Raw genomic sequence first — 25309 nt, 5'->3', positions numbered from 1 at the left:
CTATCGTGTGGGTTGGGTAGCGAATCGGGTTTCACGCAGCAGCGCCCAAGTGGCACGCGTATGCTGCCAGCACGCTGCGATGGCGGCTCGGCCACGACCTTTGAGCAGCGCCTTGAGCGCCAGAATCAGATCCCCCAGGCAAACCAGAAACATATGCCAGCCCAACCCCAGCAGACCGTGGTGCTTGCGGAAGTACAACAACTCGCTTTCGATTTGCATCTTGGGTATTTGCCGGCTGACCGCGTTGAGTTCAACCACTGTCTTGGCGCTTTCACCACCGATATGCACCACCGTGGTATGCGGGTAGAAAACCACCTTCCAACCGGCCTGTTTAACGCGTTTGCAGTGGTCAACTTCCTCGTAGTAAAGGAAGTAGCGCGGGTCGAACAAGCCCACCTGGTCGATGACTTCCCGGCGAATCAGGTAATAGCACCCGGGCACCCAGTCGCATTCACGGACCGAGGCGTGATCCCATTCCATGTCGTCGACCCGCTTCACCACCGGAAAAAAACGTTCAAGCCCCGTACGGGAAAGGAAGACATTCAACGGCGTGGGGAAAAAGCGACAGGAGGGTTGCAAGTCGCCTTCGCGCCCGACCAGCCGAACGCCAAGCACGCCGCAATCAGGATGAGCCTCCATGTATTCGAGGGTTTTGTTCAGGGTGTCGGCGGCAACAAAAGCGTCGGTATTGAGGAGTAGCGCGTACTTGCCCTGCAGGTGTTCAACCAACTGATTGTTGGCACGACCAAAACCCACGTTATTGTCATTGGCCAGCAGCAACGCCTCTGGGCAAATGGAGGCCAGACACTCCAGCGAATTGTCGGCAGAGGCATTGTCCACCATCAAGTAGCGCGTTCGATCCGCACTGTTTGACTGGCGCAATGCATCAAACATCGGCTGCAACAGCTTCGCTGTGTTGTAGTTGACGACCAGCACATCAAGGGGAGTATTGATCATTTTTGTGACTCGCCAAAAAAGTACTGCACTCGCATGGCCATCAGCGCCGGCTCCACGCTTGGATCAAAGGCACCGTTGCGTTCTCTGATCATGTCCATCCACGGATAGTCGTTGCAGCGCGTCTCGAATTTTTTCATCAGCTCGTCAACGGTACTGATGACCCTCGCTGGATTGCCCGCGACCACGACACCAGGCGGAACATCTTTCCTGACCACAGCACCTGCGGCGACAATTGAACCCGGACCTACGGTCACGCACGGCATGATGATCGCACCATGCCCGACAAAGCAGTTGTCACGGATGTCGACAGGTCCGACGGAATCGAGTTTTACGTTGTAGAGAGTGGAGAAGAAAACGGCTCCATCGTGGCAGAACAGCGTGCAATCCGCTAAAGCGATGTTGTTGCCGAGACGCACCAGCGAAGGGTCAGCGATATTGCACCCGACATTGATCCACACATTGCTGCCGACGGAATGCAGCGATCCCCAGCGCGCCAGATATCGGGCCCACTCGAACCCGTCAGGATTACAAAACCGTTTAAAGAGCCAGCGTCCCCGCCCCGTTTTGTTGACGTAAAAACTTACAGCACGTCTTGCCAGCCCTATCATCCTGTCAGCCTCACAAATTCTGCGATTTTCATCCGTGCCAGAGCCAGATACACCCCGGTTTTTTTGATTGTAGTATCAGGAATATCTGCCCGCCGGGCCCGCTTGATGATTAAGATGATCTGCCAGCCTCAGGGCAAGCTGTAAAAGAGGCATGGTCGGATTGCTCGCACCGGCTGTAGGAAAGACACTGCTGCCCGCCACGTAAAGATTGTCGGTGCCGAACACTTTGCAGTTCTCGTCGACCACGCCGGACTCAGGCGTCGAGGCCATCCGTGTAGTCCCCATATGATGAGCGTGGGGCGCCACTTTCAGTGGCACAGAGACGTCATACACGTACTCATCCAGCTTGACGAAACCCAGCCCCGTCTCGGCAAAACACTTGGCGACCTCCAGCCCTATCGACTTGATGGTATGTCTGTCTTCGGGGGCCAGTTCCCAGTTGATGTTGACCTTGCGCATCCCCAACGCATCCCGCGTTTCGAGCAAATTGACGCGGCTGTTGCGGTTGGGAAATTGTTCGATGAGGGTGGTAATCACCCCGTCGCCAGGACAATTGAAGTGGGTAATGAAATCGATCTTGTGCGCCAACCCGACGTCGCAGACGAGGTTCTCCAGAAAGTCCTTGATGGCCGCTGTTCGCCCATAGGCTTTCACTTCCGCCAGCAGCGCAGCAGAGATATTCCCTTTACCTGACTGATAGTGCGCGACAAACGCATCGGTGGTGAAATACTGCCGAGGCTCGGTACTCTGCCCCTCCCCCAGAATGAAGGTGCCCAGGTCGAGGTTCAGGTGTTCCATGAAACATCTGCCGACGAAACCGTCCTTGCTGACAATACCGGCGGATGCCAGGGATTCGCTGTTCATCAGTTGCCGGGCATTCTCGATGGCGCCCGTCGCCAGAATGAATTGCTTTGCCTTCACTCGTTCCCGGTGCTTCTCGTAATCGGACACAACGACGGTGGCTATGCAGCCGGTCTTGGCATCGAACTCAAGATCGACACAGTTGCAATTGATGAAGACATCAAGCCCCTCGGTCTCTTGAAGTTCCTTGGCGTATTTTTGTGCAAATCGTGTCGGCGGGCTCAGCAGGAAACGGTCCGCTTCAAAGTCGTTGCCATCCATGGACGCATTAATGGCCTTGAATCCGGAATCCGTCGGGAGATCCACAATAGCCATGGCCGCTGGCAGATAACGCTCGATCTCGGAAAACGCTATGGGCCAGCCGGGCAGTTTGACGGGAGGAGCCACTTCGAAGTCTGACTTTTCGAAGGGGCGGCAACGCCCCGCCCAGTGGTTGGACGTGCCGCCGAGAAAGCGCAGGCGTGTTTCTTGTGCGTAGACATCCATGCCTGTCGAGGGGCATTCATAAAGGGTTTGCGAGGGCTGCGAATACTCGTGCCCACCGCCCTCGAGAAGCAGCACGTGCCGACCATTCCCGGCCAGGCGCAACGCCAGCGTGATGCCCGCCGGCCCGGCCCCGATGATGCAGAAGTCATAATGATCGCGGAGTTCTTTCTGCGATTGGTAATCTTTGATCATGTTCGCGTTTGCCGAAAATACTGGGCCGGCAACACCCAGCCGTTGACGACGACAAACCCGCTTTTTTCAGAAGAAGGCGAAGCAAGGAGCGAGGGTAATCCAAATGTCATCCCCCCCAGACTTAATAGAGCAAACGCCTGGAGGAGTTCTCTGCGCCCCATCGCAGAGGTACTCAAATCAAGTTCACTCATGCTTCAAGCTCCCCGACATTGAAATTGAATACTGCAAAAGACTTGAATCAAGTCAAAGCCAATTGGCAAGGCCCAACACTAACTCCCCACACCCGATCCCTACCAGCACCATTGGCAGCACAGCCAGCTCTCGCTTGAGATTAAACAGCCCCACACGACGGTTCACATAAACAATTAGCACAAGTGTAGGAAACGTATGCAGCGCGACACCCCAAATTGCATATTTCACTCCGCCAACAGCCAGCAGCAGAGGCAGTAACACCCATAACGAGACGGCGCGAATAATGTTATCCATGGCCTGGTACTTCGTGAGCCCCAAGGCAAGCCAGGCTTGATGCGCCACGCCATAGCGCAAGATGAAGAAAGACAGTGAGAGCACGGACATCATGTTGCCGGCCTCGGCATAACGCTCATCGTATAACCAGTGGATGATGAGCGGGCTGATGACCCACAACAGTCCGGTGATAAACAGCAAGGCGATGTCGATAATCAGCCTGAAGCGGTCATACAAAGCGCGCAGCCGTACGGTGTCATTGCTTCTTGACGCCTCGCTGAAGGCTGGCAACGCCACGGCGCCAACCAGCCTCTGCGCGCCGAGTGTAATAGCCCCCAGAATCAACACGGCAATGGAGTAGACACCCAGTTCGGCGGCCGACATGCTGCCGCCGAACCAGATGCGATCGCCATTCATGGCCAGTACGCCCACTGCCGAAGACAACAATATCCATCGGCCGAAGACGACCAGTTCCTGGAGCGCACTACGATCCCACTGCAGACGGTTATGCGGGCCCTTGAACCAGAAATGCCCCAGAAGCAAACCGACCAGTGCGGAAACCAGTCCCGCCCCCACCAGCGACCAGATAGACCGGGTGAAGTAGCCGATAAGCAGCATCACCAGCAGGCCGGAAATCTGCGACGCAAACTCGGCGAGCACGACTTTCTTTTGCTGGAATGCACGAACGGCCACATCGACTTTTGTCGACTGAAAACCATAGATGAGCGCGGACAAACCGGTAATGGCCAACACCAGCGGCAACTCCGGTGCGGCATAGGTGGATCCAGGCGACCACAGATTGATGACCTGCGCAAACCAGGCGAAGCCTGCGATCAGAAGTGTCGAGGCAAAAAGGATAAAACCGCGCACGATCTGCACGGTCCAGACGGTATTGAGAAATACCGGATCGTCACCACGCGGGCTCTGGATGATGTTCTGGCGCAAACCCACATCGGAAAGCAAATGGATGACGACCGAAACGGTGGTAGCGATGATCATGATGCCGAACATCTCCGGCATCAGCAGGCGAGCCATGATCAGGTTGCCGCCCAGGCGCACGGCTTGAGACGTGACAAGTGCCCCGAGATTCCATGCCCCGGCGAATATCGCTCGCTTGCGCAGGCTCAACGATGGCGATAAATCAATTGAAGGCATAACATCAATCCCGGACTCTGTGGCACGAACGTTACTATAGCCGCAATCAGGCAATCCACTATGCTTCGCTCACCATTCAATAAGTTTAAAAACTCATGCCTGAGCACTTACGCGCGTTAACCGTCATTCTGGTTCTGGCCGGCATCGTTTTTGCCCTTTCACGCCGGGCTGCAGCGGACCTTGTCCCCTACAGCGACTTCACGCGTCGCCGCAATCTGTGGTTCGTGTTGACGCTCCTGGTCTTCGTCTCGCACAGTTTCTGGGTGTATGCAGCCGTTGCCGCCGTCATCTTGACCGTCGCGGGAAAACGCGAGCGCAACCCCATCGCGCTGTTCTTCTTTCTGCTGTTCCTGGTCCCGCCGGCCTCGGCGCAGATTCCAGGCTTGGGCGTGATCAACTACTTTTTCGATCTCAACCATATTCGCCTGCTGTCCTTGTGCGTTTTGCTGCCGGCGTTTTTTGTACTGCGCCGGCGTGCAGACACGCTGGCATTCGGGCGGACCTGGCCTGACAAACTATTGGCCGCCAACATCCTGCTGGCGAGCCTGCTGTTGCTGCGCGAAACCACGCCCACCGACACCTTGCGCCAAGCGCTCTACATGTTCATCGAAGTTTTTCTGCCGTACTACGTCGCCAGCCGGGCTCTGAAAAACCTCAGTGACTTCAAGGACGCGCTGCTGGCCTTTGTCCTCGCCGCCATGGTGCTGTCGATTATTGGCCTGTTCGAATTTGCCCGCAGCTGGCTGCTGTACAGCGCGTTGATCGATGCCTTGGGCATGCAATGGGAAATGTCCGGATACCTGAGCCGTGGCGGTTCATTGCGCGCCAGTGCCACGACCGGCCAGGCGATTGCGCTGGGCTTCGTGATCAGCACAGCCATCGGCTTATATATGTATTTGCAGGAAAACGTGCGCAGCAAGTTCCAGCGCCGCCTCGGCGCACTGTTGCTGGCCGGCGGGTTGTTTGCACCGCTGTCGCGCGGCCCGTGGATCGGCGCCGCCGTCATGATCGCAACCTTCATCGCCACCGGCCGCAGTGCTGTCAAACGCCTGATCCTGCTGGCGTTGGCCGGCGTGCTCGCCCTGCCCTTGCTGGCGGTTGTGCCTGGCGGGCAAAAAGTGCTGGACCTGCTACCGTTCTTCGGCACGATCGAAGTAGAGAACATCACGTACCGGCAACGCTTGTTCGATAACGCAATGATCGTGATCCAGCGCAACCCCTTGTTCGGCGCTTTCGACTTCCGCAACACGCCGGAAATGCAGTCCATGATTCAGGGCCAGGGCATCATCGATATCGTGAACACCTACATCAACGTGGCGCTGCAGGTCGGGTTGATCGGGTTGACACTGTTCGTGGCTTTTTTCGTCACGGTGCTCTTGGGTCTGCGCAAGGCAATGCGTTCTTTTTCCGACAAGAACGATGAGACGCGCCGACTGGGACGTGCGCTCTTCGCGACCCTGGCGGGGATATTGGTGACCATCGTTACTGTCAGCAGCATCACGGTAATCCCCGTGGTGTATTGGTCGGTGGCCGGGCTGGGCGTTGCCTATGTCCAGATGGTTCGCAAGCTCAAGCACACCTCACGTGCAACCGCTGTAAGTGCCCATCCTCAACTTCGGTAATGCCAATGCCCAGCTTGTTTCGCCGCACACCTCTGCTGCTCATCGCGCTCTTGTGCGTTGCCATCTGGCCGTTCAGGAGCTGGGCGTCGGACTGGGTCGCGAGCGTGGATGAGCGCAGCGGCCTGCCGATACTGACGCGCGGCGGCAGCCCCGTCGCAGGGTCGACATTCACCTTCTGGGGGAGCAACTGGGACTGGTCGTATTTTGCGTCCCGGTTCAAGTTAAACGCCCCCTACAGTTACTCCCTGGAAGGCCAGAACAAAGACCTGGACTTCGACTTGACGGCGCAGATTCAAAAGGACGGCGAGCAAAAGCTGACCTGGAACTTTGCCCTCGATGCGCACAGCACGAAGTCGGGTGTAATGGGCGGGGGCATCGTCTTCAAGTTTGACCCGGCACTGTTCGCTAAAGAAATGGGCGAACCGGTGCTGCTCCCCGACAACAGCGGCTGGGCCTGGGGAAACGCACAAGGACGACGCATCGAGATGCGTTTTGAGCCGGCACTGGCGAGTGTGTATTTTGAACTCGGCGACCGATCCGAGGTGCGCGCTTTTTTCTACAAAAGCACGATCAGGCCCGGCCGGCAAAACGTCAAAGCCACCTTGAGCGTCTCGGGTGATGTGACACTCGGCCCGACCCTGAGCGAGCGCTTTGGCCTGGCGGACCCGACACGTTGGCCGAACGACAACGTCGACATAAAAACCTCACCGGTCGATCTGTCGTTTCTCAATGCTGACGAAAAACCTGCGGGCAAGCGCGGTTTCGTCAAAGCGTCCGGCGAGCAACTGATGTTCGCCGACAACACCCCGGCGCGTTTCTGGGGCACCAACATCACGTCCTACGCGCTGTTCCGAACGTCCGACGATGCAATCAAACAGCAAGCCAAACGCCTGTCGGCACTCGGTTTCAACCTCGTGCGACTGCACCACCATGACTCGCCCTGGGTCAGCCCGAATATTTTTGGCGAGCGCGACCTCACCCATGACACTCAGCAACTCAGCGAGCAGTCGCTGAAAAAAATCGACTGGTGGATCAAGTGCCTGAAAGACGAAGGCATTTATGTATGGCTCGACATGCACGTCGAGCGAGCCCTTATGCCGAAGGACAACATTTTTGCCTTCGACGAGCTGCCAAAAAATGAGCAGAACAACGCCAGCCTCAAGGGCTACGCGTATGTAAACATCACCATTCAGCAGGCCATGAAACGCTTCACCGAAGCCTACATGACCCATGTAAATCCCTTTACCGGCCTCGCCTACAAAGACGAGCCGGCAATCGCCGCCGTCCTGATCACCAACGAAAATGACGTCACTCAACACTTCGGCAATGCCCTGTTGCGCGACAAGGGAGTCCCCAAGCACTGGAAGCTCTACAAAAACCGGGCTGATGCCTTTGCCAGCCAGCACAAGCTATCGGAAGAACTCACCTGGCGTTCGTGGGAGCATGGCCCCGCCAAGCTGTTCCTCAACGATCTGGAACAGAGTTTCAACGTAGAGATGATTCAGCATCTGCGCGACCTCGGCGTGAAGGTGCCCATCGCCACCACCAGCAGTTGGGGAGGTGACGGCCTGAGCTCTTTGCCGGCCTTGACTAGCGGTGATGTCATCGACGTTCACAGCTACGGTGGCGCGGGCCAGCTGGAGAAAAACCCGCTCACCTCCGCCGGCATCATCGACTGGATCGCCGCCGGCCAGGTGACAGGCAAACCCCTGACCGTCACCGAGTGGAACAACGAACCGTTCCCGACACCCGACCGCCACTCGTTGCCACTCTATGTCGCCGGCACCGCCAGCCACCAAGGCTGGGACGCGCTGATGCAATATGCCTACAGCCAGCAACCCCTCGACGGCGGCTGGGTAACGGCCGATAACTGGCACGCCTACAACGACCCCGCCATGCTGTCCACCCTGCCCGCCGCCGCCTTGCTCTATCGTCGCGGCGACGTCAGCGAAGCCAACACGACATACGTCTTCGCACCGACGCCCGACACCCTGTTCAACAAACCCGTGTCACCGGCCAATTCTGCACTGCTGCGCACGGCGATGGAGATAGGCAAGCTGCAAATCGCCATGCCACCAACGCCGGAATTGGCCTGGTTGCAGCCGGGCATTATCCCAAGCACTGCCAAGGTGTTTCATGACCCTGACCAGTCGTTGCTGGACGCCAATGCCAGCGAGTCCACGACGGATACGGGCGAGCTCAAGCGCAACTGGAAACAAGGCATCTACACCATCGATACGCCGCGCACCCAGGCTGCCACCGGCTGGATCGGCGGCGAATCGATCAGCCTGGGCAACATCAAGGTGCAAGTGAAAACGGCGAATGCCAGCGTGGTGGTGCAGAGTCTGGACAACGCACCCGTCGCACAATCGAAGGATTTGCTGATTTCGTTGGGCACCCGCGCCATCCCCAAGGAAGACGACAAAACACCGTTTTATGTGGAGCCTCTGGAGGGCACGCTGAGCCTCCAGGCACCGCCTGGCCTGACGCTCTTCACTCACGGCACGCTCGCGCAAATGAAGAAGCTGCCCGCAACCTATGTTGATGGACGCTATACGATCAAGTTCGACGACCTGCAGATGTCCAATTGGTTGTTTTTGAGAAAAAACGCCACTCGCTGACGCTGCAATCCGCTTGTACAGGAACAGTTTCCAGGAGGTCAGGATGAAATTTTTGGTGATTGGCGGCGCAGGCTACATCGGCTCGCACATGGTGAAACAATTGCTGCGTGCGGGTCACGAGCTGGTGGTGGCAGACAACTTTTCCACTGGCTACCGCAGCGCCTTGCTGGGCGGGAAACTGGTCGAACTGGACATCGCCGACGCGCAAGCCCTGGACGATGTTTTTGCCGCAGAGCACTTTGATGCGGTGTTCCACTTCGCTTCATTTATCCAGGTCGGCGAATCCGTCACCGAACCTGCCAAGTATTACCGGAACAACCTCGCCGCGACGCTGACGCTGCTACAAGCCATGGTGCGCGCGAAGGTCAAACACTTCGTTTTTTCCTCGACCGCCGCCGTCTATGGCGACCCGGTGTACGTGCCCATCGACGAAGAACATCCCAAGGCTGCCATCAACCCTTATGGCCGCAGCAAGTGGATGGTGGAGCAGATACTGGAAGACTTCGACCGCGCCTACGGTCTGAAATCGGTGTGCCTGCGCTACTTCAATGCAGCCGGCGCCGACCCTGAAGGACAGCTGGGTGAACGCCATGAACCGGAAACCCACCTGCTGCCACTGATCCTGCAAGCGGCCTCGGGCCGACGCGAATCCATCACCGTGTTTGGTCGGGATTACGACACACCGGACGGCACCTGTATTCGCGACTACGTCCACGTGGTCGATCTCGTTGCCGCGCACGCTCTCGCCGTGGATTACCTGCTGGCCGGTGGCGCAAGCACGGCGTTCAACCTCGGTAACGGCCAAGGGTTTTCAGTACAGGAAGTGATAGACACTGTGCGTCGCGTCACCGGCCAGGACTTCTGCGTCAGTGACGCGCCCCGCCGTGCCGGCGACCCGCCACGGCTGGTGGCCGACCCCCGAAAGGCCAACGAAATACTGGGCTGGCAAACACAATTTGCCTCGCTTGAAGAGATCGTGACGCACGCCTGGAAGTGGGAGCAGAAGCACCCTTGGCACTGACAGTCGGCGCCGGCGCATAACGCGCCGTGCGCCGAAGGGTGACGCGCTAGTAGTAAGAGCGGTTTTGTGGTTCGGCTTTGTTCAGCACCGTGCCAATCAGATTGGCTGAGCCCAGGTGATGCAGGCTTTCCTCGATCTCTTTCTTGCTGTTCATGCCGTTGGCGACCACGAGCAGGACGCAGTCAAATTTCGGCAGGACGGTAATCACATCGTCCGAGCTGAGGATGGGCGGCAAGTCGAAAATCACGATACGCGAGTTGTAGCGTTCACGCAGATCACTAATCAAATGGGTGACTGCGGGCGATGACAACACCTCGGTGGAGAGAGGAATCGGCTTACGGGTCGGCAGGACTACAAAACGCGGCAAGGTCGGGTTGACCAGAACCTCTTGCAGTTCTGCTTCGTCGGCCAGGTACTCATTGAGCGATTTATCCATCGGCAGACCCAGGCAGGCACCCACTGTCGGGCGGCGCAGGTCAAAATCCACCAGCAATGCGGTCTTGGTGGTGTGATGGGCGATGCTCATTGCCAGGTTGATCGCCAGGACCGTCTTGCCTGCCTCCGGCGTCGGCGAGGTGATGGCAAGCGTACGCCAACCGTTTTCTTCCATGATTTTCAGAACTTGCGTGCGCAACAGATCGAACGCCCCGCCCATGTTCGAATTCTTGTTGTACGCCACAATGCGGTTGCGCTCGAGATGATCCGGGCGCAAAGGCACGACTTTGGTTTGCACATAACTGAGCGCATTCAAACCTGCAGAGTGCCCGGTTGCGGTCATGGCTTTTGGCGTGGTCACGAGAGCCGAGGATGACTGTTTTTCATCATCTTCGGTATCGGTCTTGTTTATTTCCATGGCTGTATTCCTTATGCAAACCGGCCCAAAGCTTTAAAAATCAAAAGATCCAGTGGCATGTAGAGGAAGTGCACGAGCACCAGAAAGATCACGATTGCCACTATCCCACAGATGATCAAGCGCGTTCGCCACTTCTTGCGATTCGCCAGCTCCGCCTTGGTGTGAATGTAGGGAATGGCAACCAGTACACGCCGCCCCAACACGCTACCCAGGGCTTCAGCTCCGCGCACGCGCTGAGTCAGCATTTCCAGGAGCATCACCAATGCGCCAGCGCCCACAGGGGCAAGAACGAAGCCCATGGCAACCACTTTCTTGCGGTTCGGCCGCACCGGTTTTTCAGGCATCAGCGGCGACTCCAGGAGAACAAAACGCTCGGCTTTGTTTTCCTGTTCCAGGCTTTCGGAAATTCTCGCGCTCATCTCCTTGGCGCGCATTTCCTCGTATTTCTTTTTCGCGTTGTCATGGTCGCGCATCAGCGTGATCAGGCCGCGCTCGACTTGTGGCATTTCAATAATCTGCGCTTCGTACTCGGCTATTTTCTGCTGCGTCTGCTGCTTCTGATCGGCCAGCGACTTGATACGTGTGTCGGTGGCGGCGATCCGCGCCTGAGCCTTTGCTACGTCCATACTGACGGACACTGTCGAACTCCCTGCCACCGACTTGTTCGCCTCAAGTGCCGCAATCTTGCGTTTCACGGCACGCACATCGGGGTGTGCTTCGGTATACAGCGTCAGCAAACGGACGTATTCCGCCTTGAGGCTGCCCAGATCCTGCGGTTTGTCAGCGGCTGCACCTGCCACGCCAGGCTTGGTCGCTACGCCGGCATTGGCGGCGACAAGCTCCAGCTCATTGAAACGCAATTCCTCACGGGCAGCCTTGTAGTCACGATCGACTTCCTTGAGGTCGTTTTCGGCGCGGGTCAACATATTCGTGAGCAATTCCCGATTCTCGGGCAGCGCTTTGCTGTGCTCCTCCTTGAATTTCGCCACACGACTGTCCTGGGCATTCAGGGCAACCTCGAGCTTGTCCGCCTCCTGCTTTGCGAACTCTGTGTTTTCATTGGCGCGCTCGGTGCGCTGCCGGATGTTTTCATTCAGGAACAGCGTCACCAGCTCGTTAGCCACTTTGTTGGCAATCTCTGGTTGGCGGTGCTCAAAGGAAAGACGAAACGCAATCGTCACTTCCCCACGCCCCTTGATCGCGGCGCTGACCAGGTTGACCCCGATCGTATTGCGCATTTCATCGATTTTCTCGGAAACGCTCAACTGCCGGCCTTGAGAAGAGAACAAGTTGTATTTGTCGATGATCGCTAAAAGATTCTCCCGGGTCATCACACGCTGGCGAATGACCTCAATGCGCTCATCGGCAAAGGTGCCGTTGTTTGCCGCGACCAGTTCAGGCGAGATCTGCTGCGACTCGATCAGGATCGTGCCGGAGGACTCGAACGTGGGCGGAAGCGACATCGCGACCGCGATGCTCACGCCAAGTATGGCTGCGCAACTCACGATCAACAGCACGGCGTGGTGTTTGACGATGGCGATGTAGTCGTTGACCGACATTTCGTATTCAGAGGCCATATTTCTCACACAACTGAATTTCAGAGACCGGGGTAACTGTAAACCAGCGTCATCCCGACAATATTTGCGCTGGCATCCGGCAAGCCGTCCTGCTGGCGCTCCTTGTACGTGAAGGATAGGCGCGCAATCCAAAAAGGCGAGAGCTCTTGACTGATCCAGGCACTGTAATTAAGCAAAGTGTTCGGCGTCTGGCCTTTGGTGTCCTGCCAGGAGGCATCAAAACCGGTGCGTCGGATCTCATCGATGGCGTAACTGAATGTTCCCTTCAGGTTATCCGCCTCGACGAACCCGCCGTCACCGCTGGCGACCGTACTGCGACCGGCGTCGACGAGTGCATCAAACCGCTCGCCGGTGTATTGCAAGGTCAATCCGCCCTGGCCCTTGGGGCCTTCACCCGAACCGGAAACCTGATTGACGCCCGCGTACACCGTACCCTTTAACTGCTCGGAGACCTGGAAGTTCACGCCGACCGTGGGTGTATAGCTGTTTGAGGAGGACGCCACCGCAGAGCCCTTCTCAGGCTCATAGCGCCTGACGCCTAAACGGGTGAACACCTCGGTCTGCTCGCTCCACGCGTAGCTCCACGTCAAGCGGTTGGCCAGTTCGTCGTAGTTGATCAGGGTGGGAATGTCGTAAGTGACATGAGTGTAGTCAGTCTCGTTGAGCAAGGTACTTCGCTCGCTGAGAGCCGTGTGCCAGTTGCCGCCCAAGGTATAAAGCTTTTGCGTGCCGTCGGTCGCCACCACGCCGGTTTCCTGAACGGCAGTGGAGAGCGTTGAACTCTCTTCATACTTGGCCGTGAGTCCAAAACCGCCCGTTTCGGTTTCCCGCTGCCACCCCAGTTTCAATCGTGGGTCTTCACGGTCCGTCACGATGTCGGTATCGGAAGAACGCACGACGTATACACCGAGACCGAATTGAAATTCATCCCGACCGGCAGTGCCGACAAGGCCGAACTCGGGGGCGATGATGGTGCGGGTCACGCCCTGCTCGCCACTCGTGAGCAACAGTGGATTGCTGTCGTACTCAACAGTCGAAGGCACCGCGATTGATGATTGCCAGGTCGCCGCATGGGCCATACCGGAACACGACAGGATCAGGGTTGCAGTGGCAACCCCGGTGGTTCGAAGAGCAAGCAAGTTAATCCTTAATGCATCGAGCAAGTCTAAGGCACGACCAGCGTATCGCCGGCCTGGAGAAGAATATTGGTGGACATGTCACGCCCGGACATCAGATCGCTGTAATTGACTGGCAGGATCTGTTGCTTGGTCCCGTTGAGTCGCACGACCTTGATTTCATCCTTGTCGGCGAATTTGTCGAGCCCGCCCGCCATGCTTATTACCTGCAGCACTGACGTTTGCCCTGACATGTGCACGGTACCGGGCTTCAGCACCTTGCCCTGAACGTAAGCGACATTACCTTCCGTGCCGGTGACGACAACACTCACCTGCGGATCGGGTATGTATTTTACAAGCTTGGCAGCTATTTTCTCTTCGACTGCGGTGGTATCGAGACCCGCCACATCGACTTGCCCTGCCAGCGGGAAAGTAATGCTTCCGTTGGGAAGAACGATCACATCCTGTTTGAGCTTGTCTTCGCCCCAAACGGAAACGGCAAGCTTGTCACCCGGACTCAACCGGTATGTCGTATCGTTTGCGACGGCATTGGAAATGCTGGGCATAACTGCCAGCGCGCAGACCACAGGTAACCAGAAACGCGACATCGGGATCCCTCCGCCTAAGTAGCCTTGCCAAGAGTTTTACATAAAATCCGGGGTAAATCACTCTTGCTCATTTTTAGGTCAAGGAAACGATCAAGGGGCAGTTTTTTGCGCTCGACGCCGTCCGGTTTTCGTCGGCCCGCCGCCTCTATTACCTGCCGGGAAACAGCTGGCGAAGGAAGTTTTTTATTTAACAATACGTTGTCGTTAAACATGTCGTCCTCGATGTCTACCTGCCAAATTAATAGCACTCTGCTTAATAGAGCCCGTCATTCAGCTAATACATCGCCAACCCACTAGTAGATCAAACTGATATCAATCACTAGTGTCAATGCGCCACACAATCGCCAGCAAAAACAAAAAGCTAGCTACACCTTCCGCCGGTTGGCGACCATGACAAAACCGAATAACGCGGATGAAAACAACCAGGCGGCAGCAGCTAACGGAACTGCATTCGGTTGATTGGTGAGGGCATCATCCCCGCCACCCAAAACTTTACTTTGCGTACCTGAATCTGCCGTTAACTTGTCAATGGCAAGTTGCGCCATTAATCCGTCACAGGAAGAACTATTGACGGTGGCGCCCACCTTGGTGGCGGACTCTATAAGGCTGTTGAGTTGATTTTTTGCTGTATCAGCGAAGCTGATATCGCTGGCCGAAGCTGCCGCGCCAGTCCCGTTTGCAACGGTTGAAGGAGCACCACCCTGCTCGGCGGCGGTCATGCCCGCTTTTGGACCATTACCTTCGCAAGCATTGCCCATGCGGTTAATTTCATGGACCAAATTGGTCGCTTGTGCGGTGGCAATGGCCGCACCATTAAAGAGCACGCAGAACAAAACGGATTTGAGAACCAGTGATGAACGCATTGAAGACCGCCTCCCTGCACACAGGGTGTTCCTGATATCGAATGAAGGATTCGTTACCCAGCTGATTGGAGCCTATAAGCACATAGCCAGCACGTCAATGGTCTGTCACAACAATAAATTAAAATAAAAATCAAGGCAGAATGGCGTCAATAAATCGACAATTAGTCCTCATCATAACAAGGGCTTCTATCTCCTTGAAACGACTCAAACATGGGCATCAGCCCTACCGAAAACGGGCCTGAACGCTTGGCTTTTCTCCCGCCAAAACACCGGTGACAAAAAACTATCGGCGCTGGCCGCTGTGCATCCACTCTCGTGGACTGACGCCGGTCTTGCGCCGAAATGCCCGAGCGAGCGCCGAAGGGCTTTCATACCCCACTTCATCGGCAATCAGGGCAATGGACTTGCCTTCACGCAAGCGTTTCTGGGCCAGGCTGATGCGCCAGCTCACCAGGTAATCCACCGGGGTTTGCCCCACCACCTGACGAAAGTGTTCGGCAAAACTCGCCCGGGACATGTTGGCTGCCGTCGACAACTCAGCCACGGTCCAGGACTTGCCGGGCGTGTCGTGCATCAGGCTTAACGAGCGTGCCAGGCGGGGGTCGGCGAGACCGGCCATCATGCCGGGGCTTTGTTCGCGATTGGTCAGAATGTGCCGCAGCAACTGGATCACCAGCACTTCGAACAAGCGGTCCATCATCGCTTCGCGACCGCAAATGCCGCCGAAGGCTTCGTTGAACAGCCAGTCCAGCGTACCGGCCATGGTTGGCACTTCATCGAGATCAAGCACCAGGTAATCGGGCAACGCCGCCGCCAGCGCATTCCCCGCACCGCCATCAAACGTCAGCGAGGCGCACACCAGTTGCGTGTCGGACGTGTCAGCGGCAATCAATCGGTGGCGGTAAGGTCGAGGGAAGAAAATCAAGGTGGGTGTATTGAGCTCAATCGCGCGCTCATCGGCCAGTTTCAGGGTCAGCCCGCCGGATTGCAGCAGATGGAGGTGCCCGCAGGCCTGATCACCGTCAAAACCGGTGGTGCCGCAAAAGGTCCCGCTGTGGAAGGTACCGGCGCTGACGCCGAAATGGCTGAGCAAGGTGGACAAGCGATCCATGGACAGGCTCCTGACGGCATATCTGGACGATCAGTCGCATATCCTCGACGATTTGCAGCCAATAGACCAGCGCTCGTCATTAGCATGGACCCCGTACCCAGCGCACACCGCGCCGTCATCTACGGAGATCCACCATGAGCCGCATCAACACCCTGAGCCTCGAACACGCCACCGACACCACTCGCCCGCTGCTGGAAGGCGTGCAGAAAAAAATCGGTTTTTTGCCCAATGTCTTCAAGACCCTGGCGCATGCTCCCGCCGTGCTGTCCTCTTATCTGCAACAGTCTGCGACCCTCGGTAAAACTTCACTGAGCGCCACCGAGAAAGAAGCGATCTTCCTCGCCACGTCCCAGGTGAATGGGTGCGACTACTGCCTCGCGGCCCACACATTGTTTGCCGGCAAGGCAGGGTTATCGGCGCAAGACATCCTCAGCGCCCGCAACGGCCAGCTCAATGCCTTTGCCACCCTCGCCCGGCAGATCACCGAAAGCCGTGGCCACCTGAGCAGCGAGCAGATCGCAGCGGCACGGGCAGCCGGGATCAACGACAGCAAGATCGTCGAAGTGATCGCTCACGTTGCCTCGCAGACCTTGACCAATTACCTCAACAACGTCGCCCTGACCGAGATCGATTTTCCGGCTATCGATGCTTGAACGACTGTCAATTCGGGAGAACCGCTGATGAACACCGTGACGCTCTATACCACTGACACTTGCCCTTATTGCCGCAACGCCAAGATTTTGCTGGCCAGCCGAGGCATTGCGGCGCAGGAAATAAACGTTCAATCGGAACCTGGGAAGTTCGAGGAGATGCTCAGCCGCAGCGGTCGCCGTAGCGTGCCGCAGATTTTTATCGGTGATGTGCATGTTGGTGGGTTTGACGAGTTGGCCAAACTTGATCGTCAGGGGGGGTTGATGTCGATGCTTGCTTGAGGTCGGCGACGGTTTTTTTGCGGGCGTACATATCCGTTGTTGTGGTAACGGCCGCTATTGGTTCCGCTTTTACAGCGGGTTACTTGGAAAAGCGCCAAGTAACCAAGCGCCCGCGCCCCTGACGTACGGTGGCTCGCTAAGGCTCGCCATGCCCTCGCTCCGGTCCTGCTCCGTGGGCCCGCCGCCATCGGCCATCCATGGCCGGGGGCGGCTAACCCGGCATCCTTGCCGGGTTGCCCACTGCGCAGAACCTCCACTCGGCCTTCCGACGGGGCAGATCAAGATCAAAAGCCACATCAAAAACGAGGCGGCCTGCCAGCCGACCTGGCTCTTCAACCGTACGCATCCCCCTGTAGGAGCCGGCTTGCTGGCGATGGCGTTTGTTCAGTCACGCACTCATAGCCTGACCCACCGCTATCGCCGGCAAGCCGGCTCCTACAGTTGATCGTATTTATCCAAACACATATGCATTTCCCTTGTAGGAGCCAGCTTGCTGGCGATGGCATCCGTTCAGTCAATGCACACGTTGACTGACCCACCGCTATCGCCAGCAAGCCGGCTCCTACAGGGAATCGCGTTAGCTTTTGCTTCTCACCACTCATCAGGCCGAGCGTTAGCTCGCCTTCAGCTTTTGATCTGAGCGCCCCCTCGAGAGGCCGAGCGCAGGTTCTGCGCAGTGGGTAACCCGGCATGGATGCCGGGTTAGCCGCGCCCGGCCAGGGATGGCCGAACGCGGCGTGCCCACGGAGCAGGACCGGAGCGAGGGCATGCCGAGCCTAGGCGAGGCACCGAACGAAAGGGGCAAGAGCCCTTGGTTACTTGGGGCTCTTCCAAGTGACTCGCCGTAAGGGCGAAACCAATAGCGGCCATAACCACAGAAATGGATATGTACACGTGAAAGAAAATAGTCGCCGAATAGACCGCTATCGCCGGCAAGCCAGCTCCTACACGGGCCAGGTACATCCGCAAGAGTCAGGTCATATGGGCAAACACGCACAGCGCGCTCTATGATTGAACCCTATGACCACTTCGCTGCCGATCCGCCAACCCTGCCCGCCCGGTGCCTGCAACTGCGAGCGTGAACCGCTGCTGGAAAAAGCGGGCGCGGACCTGCGCATCCTGTTCCTGACCCGCACCGAGGAAAAACGCCTGCTCGACCGCCTGGAAAATCTCCAGAGCCTGAGCGACCTCGAACGTCTGCAACAGCGGATGTTCGAACAACTGGGCATCCGGGTCGAAATCGCCCCCGGCTTCAACGAAGTCCGCACCATGCGCGGCATCGCCATCTCCATCGGCGAATTGCCGGGGCTGTGCCGCAAAACCCGCCAGGCGATCCCGGCCGCGATTCGTCGCGGGCTGGAGAAACGTCCGGAAATCGCCTACGAACTGCTCAACGCCAACGACCTGTTGCGCGACGCTTGACGGCTCAATGCCCCCAACAATCCCGAATGCCCCGAAAGAGGATCAGCGGTCGTACGCGAATCCCGGCGCGCTGCTATGCCTTCTCAAAGGGAGAAAGACATTCAAGCCCGTCAGGATGAAGCGGCAAACAGGCGTGACCGTGGTCCCGGCGCCAGCCAGGTGCGCGAAGAGCAACAGGTGCCAATCCCTATCAGGAGGTGGCAGATGTTATTCATAGTCAGTTGGTCAATCAGTCCGCAAAACCGCAACAGCGCGATCAAGCGCTTTATCGAGACCCAAGGTGCCCCACCCCCCGGCGTCAAGATGCTCGGGCGCTGGCATGCGGTCGGTGGCTCGAGCGGTTTTGGCATCGCGGAAACCGACGATGTCGTACAGATTCAAAAATGGGTGCTGCAATGGAGTGACCTGATGAGCATGGAGGTTCATGCGGCACTCACCGATGAGCAGGCGGGGCCGCTGCTGGCGGCGGCTGTCAGCAAGCAATAATCGTCGTGGCGGCGAGTCTTGCTCGCCGCCACGACGCAGGCGCTCTGTCAGCGTTCCCAGCACTCAGAATAACGCGCGTGCACCTGTGGCACCCGCACTTGGGCAGCGTCAGGCTTTAGATCCTGCTACTTCTTCATTCCCACCCGCCGCCGCATCTCGGCAGTGATTGCCTCAGCAGCAGAGCGATACGCCGGGGAAAAATTCAATCGGGGTTGAAACTACCCTGACAGACGGACAGATGGGCGGGCACTGGGCACGCCGGCAAGTAAATATACTCAGCGGGTGTGGACACATCCACCGGAGAGCAATCATGCGAACGGTTCATATCATCGCACCCGAAAAAACCCCGGGGCCGGTCAATGTCGTAGGTGAGGCGATCACGGTTCTTGCCGGTGGTGATCTGAGCAAACCCTTTGAAATGCACATTCAGGAAGGCGTGCAAGGGGGCGGGCCGCCGCTGCATTTCCATCCGTGGGACGAGGCTTTCTACGTTACCGACGGGCAGGTCGAAGTGACGGTCGAGGGCAAGTCCACCACCGTTTCTGCCGGCGGCTACGTGCATATTCCCGGTGGCTCGATCCATGCCTACAAGAACATCAGCGCAACCGCGAGGATGATTGGTGTGGTGTCCGATCCGCGCGGTGGTCAGTTTTTTACGGCGGTGGACCATCTGAGGGTGCCGGAGGATTTGCCGCGGATTCTGGAAATTGCCGAAGCGCACGGGGTTACGTTTCTGATTCCGAAATCACCGCAGCCTCTGTAGGAGCCAGGCTTGCCGGCGAAGGGGCCTGTCAGTACGCCTTCGCCGGCAAGCCTGGCTCCTACAAAAAGCTATCAGTCAAACCGCGCCACCCTTGGCCTGCTGCTCCAGATGCACCTGCAACTGCGGATCTATCTGCAACGCCGCCGCCAGTTCATCCAGGTAGCTGCGCTCGGCGTCTTGCTGATCGTCCACCAGCATCACGCTGGCCAGGTACATTTCCGCCGCCATCGCCGGGTCCGTCGCCGATTGCGCCACATCCGCTGCATCCAGCGGCCGGGCGACTTCATCATCCAGCCATTGCTGCAGTTCCGGATCATCGGTGTGGCGGCCGATTTCAGTGCTGATCATTTGTTTCTCGGCGTCGTCGATCCGGCCATCGGCCTTCGCCGCCGCGATCAATGCGCGCAGGACCGCGTGGCTGTGGTCCTCGACTTCCGGGCCGGAGAGCTGGTCCACGGTGCGCGGCGCCTGTTGCGGCGCGGCCGCCTGACTGCTTTGCCAGGCCTGATACGCCTGGAAAGCCATCATCCCCAGGGACGCTAACGCCGCGTAGTTGGTGCCCCCACCCGAGCGAGGCTGGGTCGCGCCACCCATGGCCGAGCCGCCGCCCAGCAAGCCGCCGAGCAAACCGCCCAACCCGGCGTTTGCACCGCCACCGCCGCCCAACAGGCCACCGAGCAACCCGCCAAGACCGCCGCCCATGCCGCCTTGAGGTGCGCCGCCACCTTGCTGCGTCATCGAGCCCTGACCGGCTCGCAAGAGTTGTTCGAGCAAATCGCTGGTGTTCATGACGACGTCCTCATCGGTTGGAGTTATCCAGTCAGGCAACGATAGTCTTCGTACGCCGATGCGCCATTACCGTTTGGCTGACTTCGCGGCTTTTGGTGTTTAAGCGTTTTGGGGGGATATCCATTGTTTTGGTGATGGCGGCTGGCGGTTTCGCCCTTACGGCGAGTCACTTTCGAAAAGCGGAACGTGAGCTAACGCACGGCCTGATGAGTGGCGACAATCAAAAGCGTACGCGATTCCCTGTAGGAGCCGGCTTGCTGGCGATGGCGGAGGGTCAGTCACCTGTTGATTGGCTGCACGAACGCTATCGCCGGCAAGCCAGCTCCTACAGGGGGTTGCGGACATTCGTGAGTGAAAGGTCGGCTGGAAGGACGCCATCGCCAGCAAGCCGGCTCCTACAGGGGGAGTGCGTAAATGTCAGAATTTATGCGGCCACCAACGCGCCAAGTGTGCGTACGGTTGAAGAGCCAGGTCGGCCGGCAGGCCGCCTCGCTTTTGCTTTTGCTTTTGCTTTGGCTTTTGATCTTGATCTGCCCCGTCGGAAGGCCGAGTGGAGGTTCTGCGCAGTGGGCAACCCGGCATGGATGCCGGGTTAGCCGCCCCCGGCCAGGGATGGCCGATGGCGGCGGGCCCACGGAGCAGGACCGGAGCGAGGGCATGGCGAGCCTTAGCGAGCCACCGTACGTCAGGGGCAAAGCCTTTTGGTTCCTTTTTGGCGTTTGAAAAAGGGACTCGCTGTAAGAGCGAAACCAATAGCCGCCATTACCGCAGGAATGGATATGTACACCCTCAAAAAAATAGCCGCCTGATACACAGCCATCGCCGGCAAGCCGGTCTCACTCCCACAAGGGCTCCGGGTACATCCACAAAATCAGGTCAGCCCCCCCTGAAATGGACGCAAGCGCAGTCCAACAGCGACATTCCCCTCGGTGAAGGATTTCATCCCCAGCACCACGGTATTTTTTGACGACCCAGCTAAGATTTACAGACGGTGAACCTTATTCCCGGATTTCCGGTCGATACCTGCAACCCGACCCGGTTCGCCGCCGCCCCCGATCAACGAGGGTGATGACTGGCTTGCTTCACTTTCTGGAGAACGCCCCCGTGATATCCACCCTACACATCGCCAGGCTCAAAGCATGGGGCGCCCATGGTTTTACCGCCACTGGCGTAGTCACAGCCTTCCTCGCCACCCTCGCCCTGCTGGAAAACCAGCCCACCAATTGCCTGCTATGGCTGGGCGTCGCACTGATCGTCGACGGGCTCGACGGCGCACTGGCGCGCAAGGTCAATGTGCAGTCGGTGTTGCCAAGCTTCGACGGTTCGATCCTTGACCTGGTCATCGATTACCTGACGTACGTGTTTATCCCGGCACTGTTTATCTATCGTTACATCCCGTTGCCGGACTACACCCTGCTGCTGACCGTGTCGCTGATTCTGGTCTCGTCGCTGTTCTGTTTCTGCAACGTCAACATGAAAAGCAAAGACAACTACTTCCAGGGCTTCCCCGCCGCGTGGAACGTGGTTGCGCTGTGCCTGTACATCATCGCCCCGTCGCCGTGGATCACCCTGCTCACCGTCATCGGCCTGGCGTTGCTGACCGTGACCCGGATGAAATTCCTGCACCCGTTTCGCGTGCGCAGGTTCATGCCGATCAACATCGCCGTGACGGCCATCTGGTTGCTGTGCAGCTTGTCGCTGGTGATCAACCATCCGGTGATCAACCCGATGGTCATGGGGCTCTGGTTGCTGATGTCGGCCTACTTCCTGGGGATTTGCATCTGGCGCACGGCGATGGAATGGTTTGACGGCTCGCGGCACCCATAAGCCATGCCTATTCATATCGTACGACTCGGCTCACCGCGCCTGCCCGATGAAGGCCTTCGGTTAGGCACCGTGCGCCGCCCGCCTCGTGGCGTGCCGAAGGCTGAGTTTGCCCGTCGGGATTTTTATGATGTGTGGCAACCGCTGCTGTCGCCCAGTGCTGAATTAGTCGCCGAAGCCAAGGCGGCGGCTGATGAAAAAACCTGGGAAGGCTTCAAGCGCAAGTTCAAGGCTGAAATGAATCAGCCTGCGCCCAGCCAGTTGCTGGATCTGTTGGCGGCCCTCTCCCATCAAACCTCGCTGGCCGTCGGCTGCTATTGCGAAGATGAAGCGCACTGCCATCGCTCTGTGCTGCGCGAGCTGTTGCAGGCACGCGGCGCCAAGGTTATTTAAATTCCAAACCCCCACAAATCCCCCCTGTAGGAGCCGGCTTGCCGGCGATGGCGTCCGTCCAGTTGCCCTTACTTTTACTGACAGACCGCCATCGCTGGCAAGCCAGCTCCTACAAGGGATCGCGTTGTTGTCGAGATTTCCATTCGCGCGTAATCGCCACCCTCATCCCCCCGCACCACTCCCACCTGACCAGACGACAGGTTGATCATGGTCAATACTCAAAGGATTGAATGCCTGTCGAATGACCCTAACGCTCGTTTACCCACGGGAGGTTTGTCATGTCTGAGCAATCACGTTTCATGCTGGTCGCCTCACCCCTGATGGAACACAGCCCCGCCTTCGACAGGGCCGCAGCGCTGGCCAAGGCCGAAGACGCGGCGCTGCACATCGTTGCGTTCGATTATCTGGAAGGCCTGGCGACCGCCAGTCTGGTCAATGAAAAGGCCCTGGAGCAGATGCGCCTGGGCTATGTCGATCGACACCGTCAATGGCTTGAGGACCAGGCGCGGCCCTTGCGCAAGATCGGGGTGCATGTCACCACCGAAGTGACGTGGGTCGAACGGCCGCTGGAGGAAATCCTGATTCACCTGAAAGAGCAGCCGATGGACGTGCTGATCAAGGCGCTGGAGCCGCATTCGATGCTCTCAAGGCTGATGTTCACGCCACTCGACGTGCATTTGCTGCGTGAATGTCCGGTGCCGTTGCACTTCGTCAGCCATGCCGCGCGTGCCTTGCCGCGCAAGATCGTCGCGGCGGTCGACCCGTTCCATCGTGATGATCACTACAAAAGCTTCAACGACCGCATTCTTCACGAAGCGGCGAAACTGGCGAGCGCCTGCAATGCCGAGCTGGATGTGGTCTATGTCTATGACCTGTCATCGATCAGCGCCGATGAATTCGGCTTCGACAACGGTTCGGCGTTTTTTTCGTCGGGCAAAGCCAGGACCCTGTTCGACTACCAGGAAGCCGCCTTCAACGAACTGGCCGAACGCAACGGCATCGCGCCAGAGCAACGGCACATGATCATGGGCAACCCGGCAAAAATCCTGACCCGCTACGCCGATGCCTACGACATCGACGTGATCGTCATGGGTCGCGTCGGCCATCGCGGTCTGGGCAGGTTGATCGGCAGCACGGTGGAGCACGTGCTGTACAAAATGCCGTGCAGCGTCTGGGTGGTGTACACCGAACGGTTGGATGAGTAATCCGGCACGCCGCAAAACCGGGAACTCGACGTGAACCCTGTAGGAGCTGGCTTGCCAGCGATTGCGGTCTGCCAGTTAACCTGATGGTAACTGGACGGACGCTATCGCCGGCAAGCCAGCTCCTACAAGGGGGCGTGGCGTTTTTCAGCGTCGGGTGATCACCACTTCAAGGTATTCACTCGGCACCACCAGCGATTTTTCACCCGTGCGGTTCAAGCGGTTGATCAGTTCGGTCAGGTCACCTTCAAGGGCCTGGGCGCCTTCGGGGGGCAGCGCCGCGAACGCCTTGTGGACCGGGCCATACCAGGTGCGGAACGTGTCGATGAAATGCGCGGCCGAGCGGTAGCGGAAATTGAAAAACCGCCGTGTCACCTGAAGCAAAAACTCGCGCTCATCGAAGTGCTTATGCAGCCAGGCCTCGGAGCCCCAGTTCGACGGTGGTTGTGCCCCCGGCGGAGGTGGCATGTGCCGGCCCAGGGTCTTGAACATCTGGCCGACGAAACCTTCGGGCGTCCAGTTGGCGAGGCCGATCCGGCCCCCCGGACAACAGACCCGCGCCAACTCGGCGGCGGCTTTGGCCTGGTCCGGTGCGAACATCACGCCGAAGGTCGACAGCACCGCATCGAAACTGCCGTCCTCGAACGGCAGCGCCTCGGCATCCGCTACTTGAAAGGTCACCTCCAGGCGTTCCGCCCGGGCCCGGTCTTCGCCGCGCTCGAGCAGCGCGGCGACGTAGTCGGTGGACATGACGTGGGCACCCCGACGCGCGGCCGCCAATGTCGCGTTGCCGTTGCCGGCGGCGACGTCCAGCACGCGCTCGTCGCAAAGCAGGTCGCAGGCTTCGGCGAGCTGCTCGCCGACAATCTGCAAGGTGGTGCCGATCACGGCATAGTCGCCACTGGCCCAGGCGGCCATCTGACGGTTTTTCAAGGCAGTGAGATCAATGGGAGTACTCATCAAATCGCTCCGTTACGAGTTCAAACGCCCCCGGCTTATTCCGCCGTGGTGGGGTCGATGACGGTCATGACCCGGGAAATGCTGTTGGCCGGGAAACCACTCAGCCTGGCATGTTCCCTGATCAACTCTTCGTTGGGCGAGATGTACACGCAGTAGAGCTTGTCACCGGTGACATAACTCTGCTGCCACTGCACCTCCGGCAAGTCGCGCAACGCCCGGCAGGACTTTTGCGAAGCCGCTTTCAAATCCCTTTCTGACAGTGTTCCAGCACCCGGAATCTCGCGTTCAATGATGAACTTCGGCATGGCAACCTCTCATTTTTGTTATTGATGACAGGGTCGGCAGACCCTGTGTGCCAACTATCGCGCCGCTGACCATCGGCGTCCTGCCCGATCGTCGGCCAACCTTGCCCGATCGTCCGGA

The 25309-nt window shown here is 58.2% G+C and carries 26 protein-coding genes; 11 read left to right on the top strand and 15 right to left on the bottom strand.

Going from position 1 to position 25309, the window contains the following annotated elements:
- The 5 genes from ACYZUC_RS00495 to ACYZUC_RS00475 all read right to left on the bottom strand — a co-directional run bounded on the left by ACYZUC_RS00495 (position 1) and on the right by ACYZUC_RS00475 (position 4724).
- Positions 1–957 (bottom strand): glycosyltransferase family 2 protein, encoded by a 957-nt coding sequence (locus ACYZUC_RS00495; protein WP_461992665.1) that lies wholly within the window; start codon positions 955–957, stop codon positions 1–3.
- Positions 954–1565, bottom strand: coding sequence for an acyltransferase (locus ACYZUC_RS00490; protein ID WP_461992663.1), 612 nt, complete (start codon positions 1563–1565; stop codon positions 954–956). Before ACYZUC_RS00490 ends, ACYZUC_RS00495 begins: the two co-directional genes overlap by 4 nt.
- Positions 1566–1640: 75 nt before the next feature.
- Positions 1641–3104: a GMC oxidoreductase gene (locus ACYZUC_RS00485; RefSeq protein WP_461992661.1), complete on the bottom strand. Its 1464-nt coding sequence runs from the start codon at positions 3102–3104 to the stop codon at positions 1641–1643.
- Positions 3101–3295, bottom strand: coding sequence for a hypothetical protein (locus ACYZUC_RS00480; protein ID WP_461992659.1), 195 nt, complete (start codon positions 3293–3295; stop codon positions 3101–3103). Before ACYZUC_RS00480 ends, ACYZUC_RS00485 begins: the two co-directional genes overlap by 4 nt.
- A gap of 52 nt (positions 3296–3347) precedes the next feature.
- Positions 3348–4724 (bottom strand): oligosaccharide flippase family protein, encoded by a 1377-nt coding sequence (locus tag ACYZUC_RS00475; protein ID WP_461992657.1) that lies wholly within the window; start codon positions 4722–4724, stop codon positions 3348–3350.
- Between the two features lie 95 nt (positions 4725–4819).
- Here ACYZUC_RS00475 and ACYZUC_RS00470 point away from each other — a divergent pair, with 95 nt between their 5' ends.
- From ACYZUC_RS00470 to galE, 3 genes are read left to right on the top strand one after another with little or no spacing between them, the layout of a single operon-like run.
- Positions 4820–6346: an O-antigen ligase family protein gene (locus ACYZUC_RS00470; RefSeq protein WP_461992655.1), complete on the top strand. Its 1527-nt coding sequence runs from the start codon at positions 4820–4822 to the stop codon at positions 6344–6346.
- Positions 6347–6351: 5 nt separating this feature from the next.
- Positions 6352–8967 carry a glycosyl hydrolase family 5 gene (locus ACYZUC_RS00465; RefSeq protein ID WP_461992653.1) on the top strand — a complete coding sequence of 872 codons (2616 nt, stop codon included), beginning with the start codon at positions 6352–6354 and terminating at the stop codon, positions 8965–8967.
- A 43-nt stretch (positions 8968–9010) separates the two neighbouring features.
- A complete protein-coding gene (galE, locus tag ACYZUC_RS00460) occupies positions 9011–9988 on the top strand; it encodes a UDP-glucose 4-epimerase GalE (RefSeq protein ID WP_461992651.1) in 978 nt (325 codons plus the stop codon).
- Positions 9989–10034: 46 nt separating this feature from the next.
- Here galE and ACYZUC_RS00455 read toward each other — a convergent pair whose 3' ends face one another.
- The 7 genes from ACYZUC_RS00455 to ACYZUC_RS00425 form a co-directional block, all read right to left on the bottom strand.
- Positions 10035–10766 (bottom strand): CpsD/CapB family tyrosine-protein kinase, encoded by a 732-nt coding sequence (locus tag ACYZUC_RS00455; protein ID WP_223437084.1) that lies wholly within the window; start codon positions 10764–10766, stop codon positions 10035–10037.
- Between the two features lie 86 nt (positions 10767–10852).
- Entirely contained in the window at positions 10853–12418 is a 1566-nt protein-coding gene (locus tag ACYZUC_RS00450) for a GumC family protein (protein WP_461992649.1), read from the bottom strand.
- A gap of 20 nt (positions 12419–12438) precedes the next feature.
- The gene (locus ACYZUC_RS00445; RefSeq protein ID WP_461996789.1) at positions 12439–13557 is read right to left on the bottom strand and encodes a hypothetical protein; all 1119 of its coding nucleotides are present in this window, start codon (positions 13555–13557) and stop codon (positions 12439–12441) included.
- A 26-nt stretch (positions 13558–13583) separates the two neighbouring features.
- On the bottom strand, positions 13584–14141 hold the full coding sequence (locus tag ACYZUC_RS00440; protein ID WP_461992647.1) for a polysaccharide biosynthesis/export family protein: 558 nt from the start codon (positions 14139–14141) through the stop codon (positions 13584–13586).
- Positions 14142–14155: 14 nt separating this feature from the next.
- On the bottom strand, positions 14156–14353 hold the full coding sequence (locus tag ACYZUC_RS00435) for a hypothetical protein (RefSeq protein WP_461992645.1): 198 nt from the start codon (positions 14351–14353) through the stop codon (positions 14156–14158).
- 153 nt (positions 14354–14506) lie between these two features.
- A complete protein-coding gene (locus ACYZUC_RS00430) occupies positions 14507–15004 on the bottom strand; it encodes a hypothetical protein (protein WP_461992643.1) in 498 nt (165 codons plus the stop codon).
- A gap of 283 nt (positions 15005–15287) precedes the next feature.
- Complete coding sequence (locus tag ACYZUC_RS00425; RefSeq protein WP_461992642.1) at positions 15288–16115, bottom strand: helix-turn-helix domain-containing protein; 828 nt, start codon at positions 16113–16115, stop codon at positions 15288–15290.
- 134 nt (positions 16116–16249) lie between these two features.
- Between ACYZUC_RS00425 and ACYZUC_RS00420 the strand changes: the two genes are divergently transcribed.
- The 5 genes from ACYZUC_RS00420 to ACYZUC_RS00400 all read left to right on the top strand — a co-directional run bounded on the left by ACYZUC_RS00420 (position 16250) and on the right by ACYZUC_RS00400 (position 19718).
- Positions 16250–16768, top strand: a complete 519-nt coding sequence (locus ACYZUC_RS00420; RefSeq protein ID WP_461992640.1) for a carboxymuconolactone decarboxylase family protein — start codon at positions 16250–16252, stop codon at positions 16766–16768.
- Positions 16769–16795: 27 nt separating this feature from the next.
- On the top strand, positions 16796–17047 hold the full coding sequence (gene grxC, locus ACYZUC_RS00415) for a glutaredoxin 3 (protein WP_008033960.1): 252 nt from the start codon (positions 16796–16798) through the stop codon (positions 17045–17047).
- A 1020-nt stretch (positions 17048–18067) separates the two neighbouring features.
- Entirely contained in the window at positions 18068–18469 is a 402-nt protein-coding gene (locus tag ACYZUC_RS00410; protein WP_461992638.1) for a hypothetical protein, read from the top strand.
- A gap of 204 nt (positions 18470–18673) precedes the next feature.
- The gene (locus ACYZUC_RS00405; protein ID WP_461992637.1) at positions 18674–18955 is read left to right on the top strand and encodes a DUF3303 domain-containing protein; all 282 of its coding nucleotides are present in this window, start codon (positions 18674–18676) and stop codon (positions 18953–18955) included.
- A 310-nt stretch (positions 18956–19265) separates the two neighbouring features.
- Entirely contained in the window at positions 19266–19718 is a 453-nt protein-coding gene (locus ACYZUC_RS00400) for a cupin domain-containing protein (RefSeq protein ID WP_461992636.1), read from the top strand.
- Between the two features lie 75 nt (positions 19719–19793).
- Here ACYZUC_RS00400 and ACYZUC_RS00395 read toward each other — a convergent pair whose 3' ends face one another.
- On the bottom strand, positions 19794–20507 hold the full coding sequence (locus ACYZUC_RS00395; RefSeq protein WP_461992635.1) for a tellurite resistance TerB family protein: 714 nt from the start codon (positions 20505–20507) through the stop codon (positions 19794–19796).
- Positions 20508–21611: 1104 nt separating this feature from the next.
- Between ACYZUC_RS00395 and pcsA the strand changes: the two genes are divergently transcribed.
- From pcsA to ACYZUC_RS00380, 3 genes are all read left to right on the top strand, one after another.
- Positions 21612–22334 (top strand): phosphatidylcholine synthase, encoded by a 723-nt coding sequence (gene pcsA, locus ACYZUC_RS00390; protein WP_008028178.1) that lies wholly within the window; start codon positions 21612–21614, stop codon positions 22332–22334.
- A 3-nt stretch (positions 22335–22337) separates the two neighbouring features.
- A complete protein-coding gene (locus tag ACYZUC_RS00385) occupies positions 22338–22724 on the top strand; it encodes a DUF488 domain-containing protein (RefSeq protein ID WP_461992633.1) in 387 nt (128 codons plus the stop codon).
- 278 nt (positions 22725–23002) lie between these two features.
- Positions 23003–23929, top strand: coding sequence for a universal stress protein (locus ACYZUC_RS00380; protein ID WP_461992631.1), 927 nt, complete (start codon positions 23003–23005; stop codon positions 23927–23929).
- A gap of 144 nt (positions 23930–24073) precedes the next feature.
- Here ACYZUC_RS00380 and ACYZUC_RS00375 read toward each other — a convergent pair whose 3' ends face one another.
- Positions 24074–24886, bottom strand: coding sequence for a class I SAM-dependent methyltransferase (locus ACYZUC_RS00375; RefSeq protein WP_461992629.1), 813 nt, complete (start codon positions 24884–24886; stop codon positions 24074–24076).
- 35 nt (positions 24887–24921) lie between these two features.
- Positions 24922–25191: a DUF4242 domain-containing protein gene (locus tag ACYZUC_RS00370; RefSeq protein ID WP_461992628.1), complete on the bottom strand. Its 270-nt coding sequence runs from the start codon at positions 25189–25191 to the stop codon at positions 24922–24924.
- Between the last annotated feature and the right edge of the window lie 118 nt (positions 25192–25309).

It is taken from the genome of Pseudomonas sp. GT1P32, assembly GCF_054897805.1.
Note: the sequence above shows the minus strand (reverse complement) of the source record. Positions and strands in the feature narration are given on the sequence as shown.

What these genes read in the sequence shown, in the direction of transcription:
- ACYZUC_RS00495 (WP_461992665.1), bottom strand. Translation starts at nt 957, where the DNA reads ATGATCAATACTCCCCTTGATGTGCTGGTCGTCAACTACAACACAGCG.
- ACYZUC_RS00490 (WP_461992663.1), bottom strand. Translation starts at nt 1,565, where the DNA reads ATGATAGGGCTGGCAAGACGTGCTGTAAGTTTTTACGTCAACAAAACG.
- ACYZUC_RS00485 (WP_461992661.1), bottom strand. Translation starts at nt 3,104, where the DNA reads ATGATCAAAGATTACCAATCGCAGAAAGAACTCCGCGATCATTATGAC.
- ACYZUC_RS00480 (WP_461992659.1), bottom strand. Translation starts at nt 3,295, where the DNA reads ATGAGTGAACTTGATTTGAGTACCTCTGCGATGGGGCGCAGAGAACTC.
- ACYZUC_RS00475 (WP_461992657.1), bottom strand. Translation starts at nt 4,724, where the DNA reads ATGCCTTCAATTGATTTATCGCCATCGTTGAGCCTGCGCAAGCGAGCG.
- ACYZUC_RS00470 (WP_461992655.1), top strand. Translation starts at nt 4,820, where the DNA reads ATGCCTGAGCACTTACGCGCGTTAACCGTCATTCTGGTTCTGGCCGGC.
- ACYZUC_RS00465 (WP_461992653.1), top strand. Translation starts at nt 6,352, where the DNA reads ATGCCCAGCTTGTTTCGCCGCACACCTCTGCTGCTCATCGCGCTCTTG.
- galE (WP_461992651.1), top strand. Translation starts at nt 9,011, where the DNA reads ATGAAATTTTTGGTGATTGGCGGCGCAGGCTACATCGGCTCGCACATG.
- ACYZUC_RS00455 (WP_223437084.1), bottom strand. Translation starts at nt 10,766, where the DNA reads ATGACCGCAACCGGGCACTCTGCAGGTTTGAATGCGCTCAGTTATGTG.
- ACYZUC_RS00450 (WP_461992649.1), bottom strand. Translation starts at nt 12,418, where the DNA reads ATGGCCTCTGAATACGAAATGTCGGTCAACGACTACATCGCCATCGTC.
- ACYZUC_RS00440 (WP_461992647.1), bottom strand. Translation starts at nt 14,141, where the DNA reads ATGTCGCGTTTCTGGTTACCTGTGGTCTGCGCGCTGGCAGTTATGCCC.
- ACYZUC_RS00435 (WP_461992645.1), bottom strand. Translation starts at nt 14,353, where the DNA reads ATGTTTAACGACAACGTATTGTTAAATAAAAAACTTCCTTCGCCAGCT.
- ACYZUC_RS00430 (WP_461992643.1), bottom strand. Translation starts at nt 15,004, where the DNA reads ATGCGTTCATCACTGGTTCTCAAATCCGTTTTGTTCTGCGTGCTCTTT.
- ACYZUC_RS00425 (WP_461992642.1), bottom strand. Translation starts at nt 16,115, where the DNA reads ATGGATCGCTTGTCCACCTTGCTCAGCCATTTCGGCGTCAGCGCCGGT.
- ACYZUC_RS00420 (WP_461992640.1), top strand. Translation starts at nt 16,250, where the DNA reads ATGAGCCGCATCAACACCCTGAGCCTCGAACACGCCACCGACACCACT.
- grxC (WP_008033960.1), top strand. Translation starts at nt 16,796, where the DNA reads ATGAACACCGTGACGCTCTATACCACTGACACTTGCCCTTATTGCCGC.
- ACYZUC_RS00410 (WP_461992638.1), top strand. Translation starts at nt 18,068, where the DNA reads ATGACCACTTCGCTGCCGATCCGCCAACCCTGCCCGCCCGGTGCCTGC.
- ACYZUC_RS00405 (WP_461992637.1), top strand. Translation starts at nt 18,674, where the DNA reads ATGTTATTCATAGTCAGTTGGTCAATCAGTCCGCAAAACCGCAACAGC.
- ACYZUC_RS00400 (WP_461992636.1), top strand. Translation starts at nt 19,266, where the DNA reads ATGCGAACGGTTCATATCATCGCACCCGAAAAAACCCCGGGGCCGGTC.
- ACYZUC_RS00395 (WP_461992635.1), bottom strand. Translation starts at nt 20,507, where the DNA reads ATGAACACCAGCGATTTGCTCGAACAACTCTTGCGAGCCGGTCAGGGC.
- ACYZUC_RS00385 (WP_461992633.1), top strand. Translation starts at nt 22,338, where the DNA reads ATGCCTATTCATATCGTACGACTCGGCTCACCGCGCCTGCCCGATGAA.
- ACYZUC_RS00380 (WP_461992631.1), top strand. Translation starts at nt 23,003, where the DNA reads ATGTCTGAGCAATCACGTTTCATGCTGGTCGCCTCACCCCTGATGGAA.
- ACYZUC_RS00375 (WP_461992629.1), bottom strand. Translation starts at nt 24,886, where the DNA reads ATGAGTACTCCCATTGATCTCACTGCCTTGAAAAACCGTCAGATGGCC.
- ACYZUC_RS00370 (WP_461992628.1), bottom strand. Translation starts at nt 25,191, where the DNA reads ATGCCGAAGTTCATCATTGAACGCGAGATTCCGGGTGCTGGAACACTG.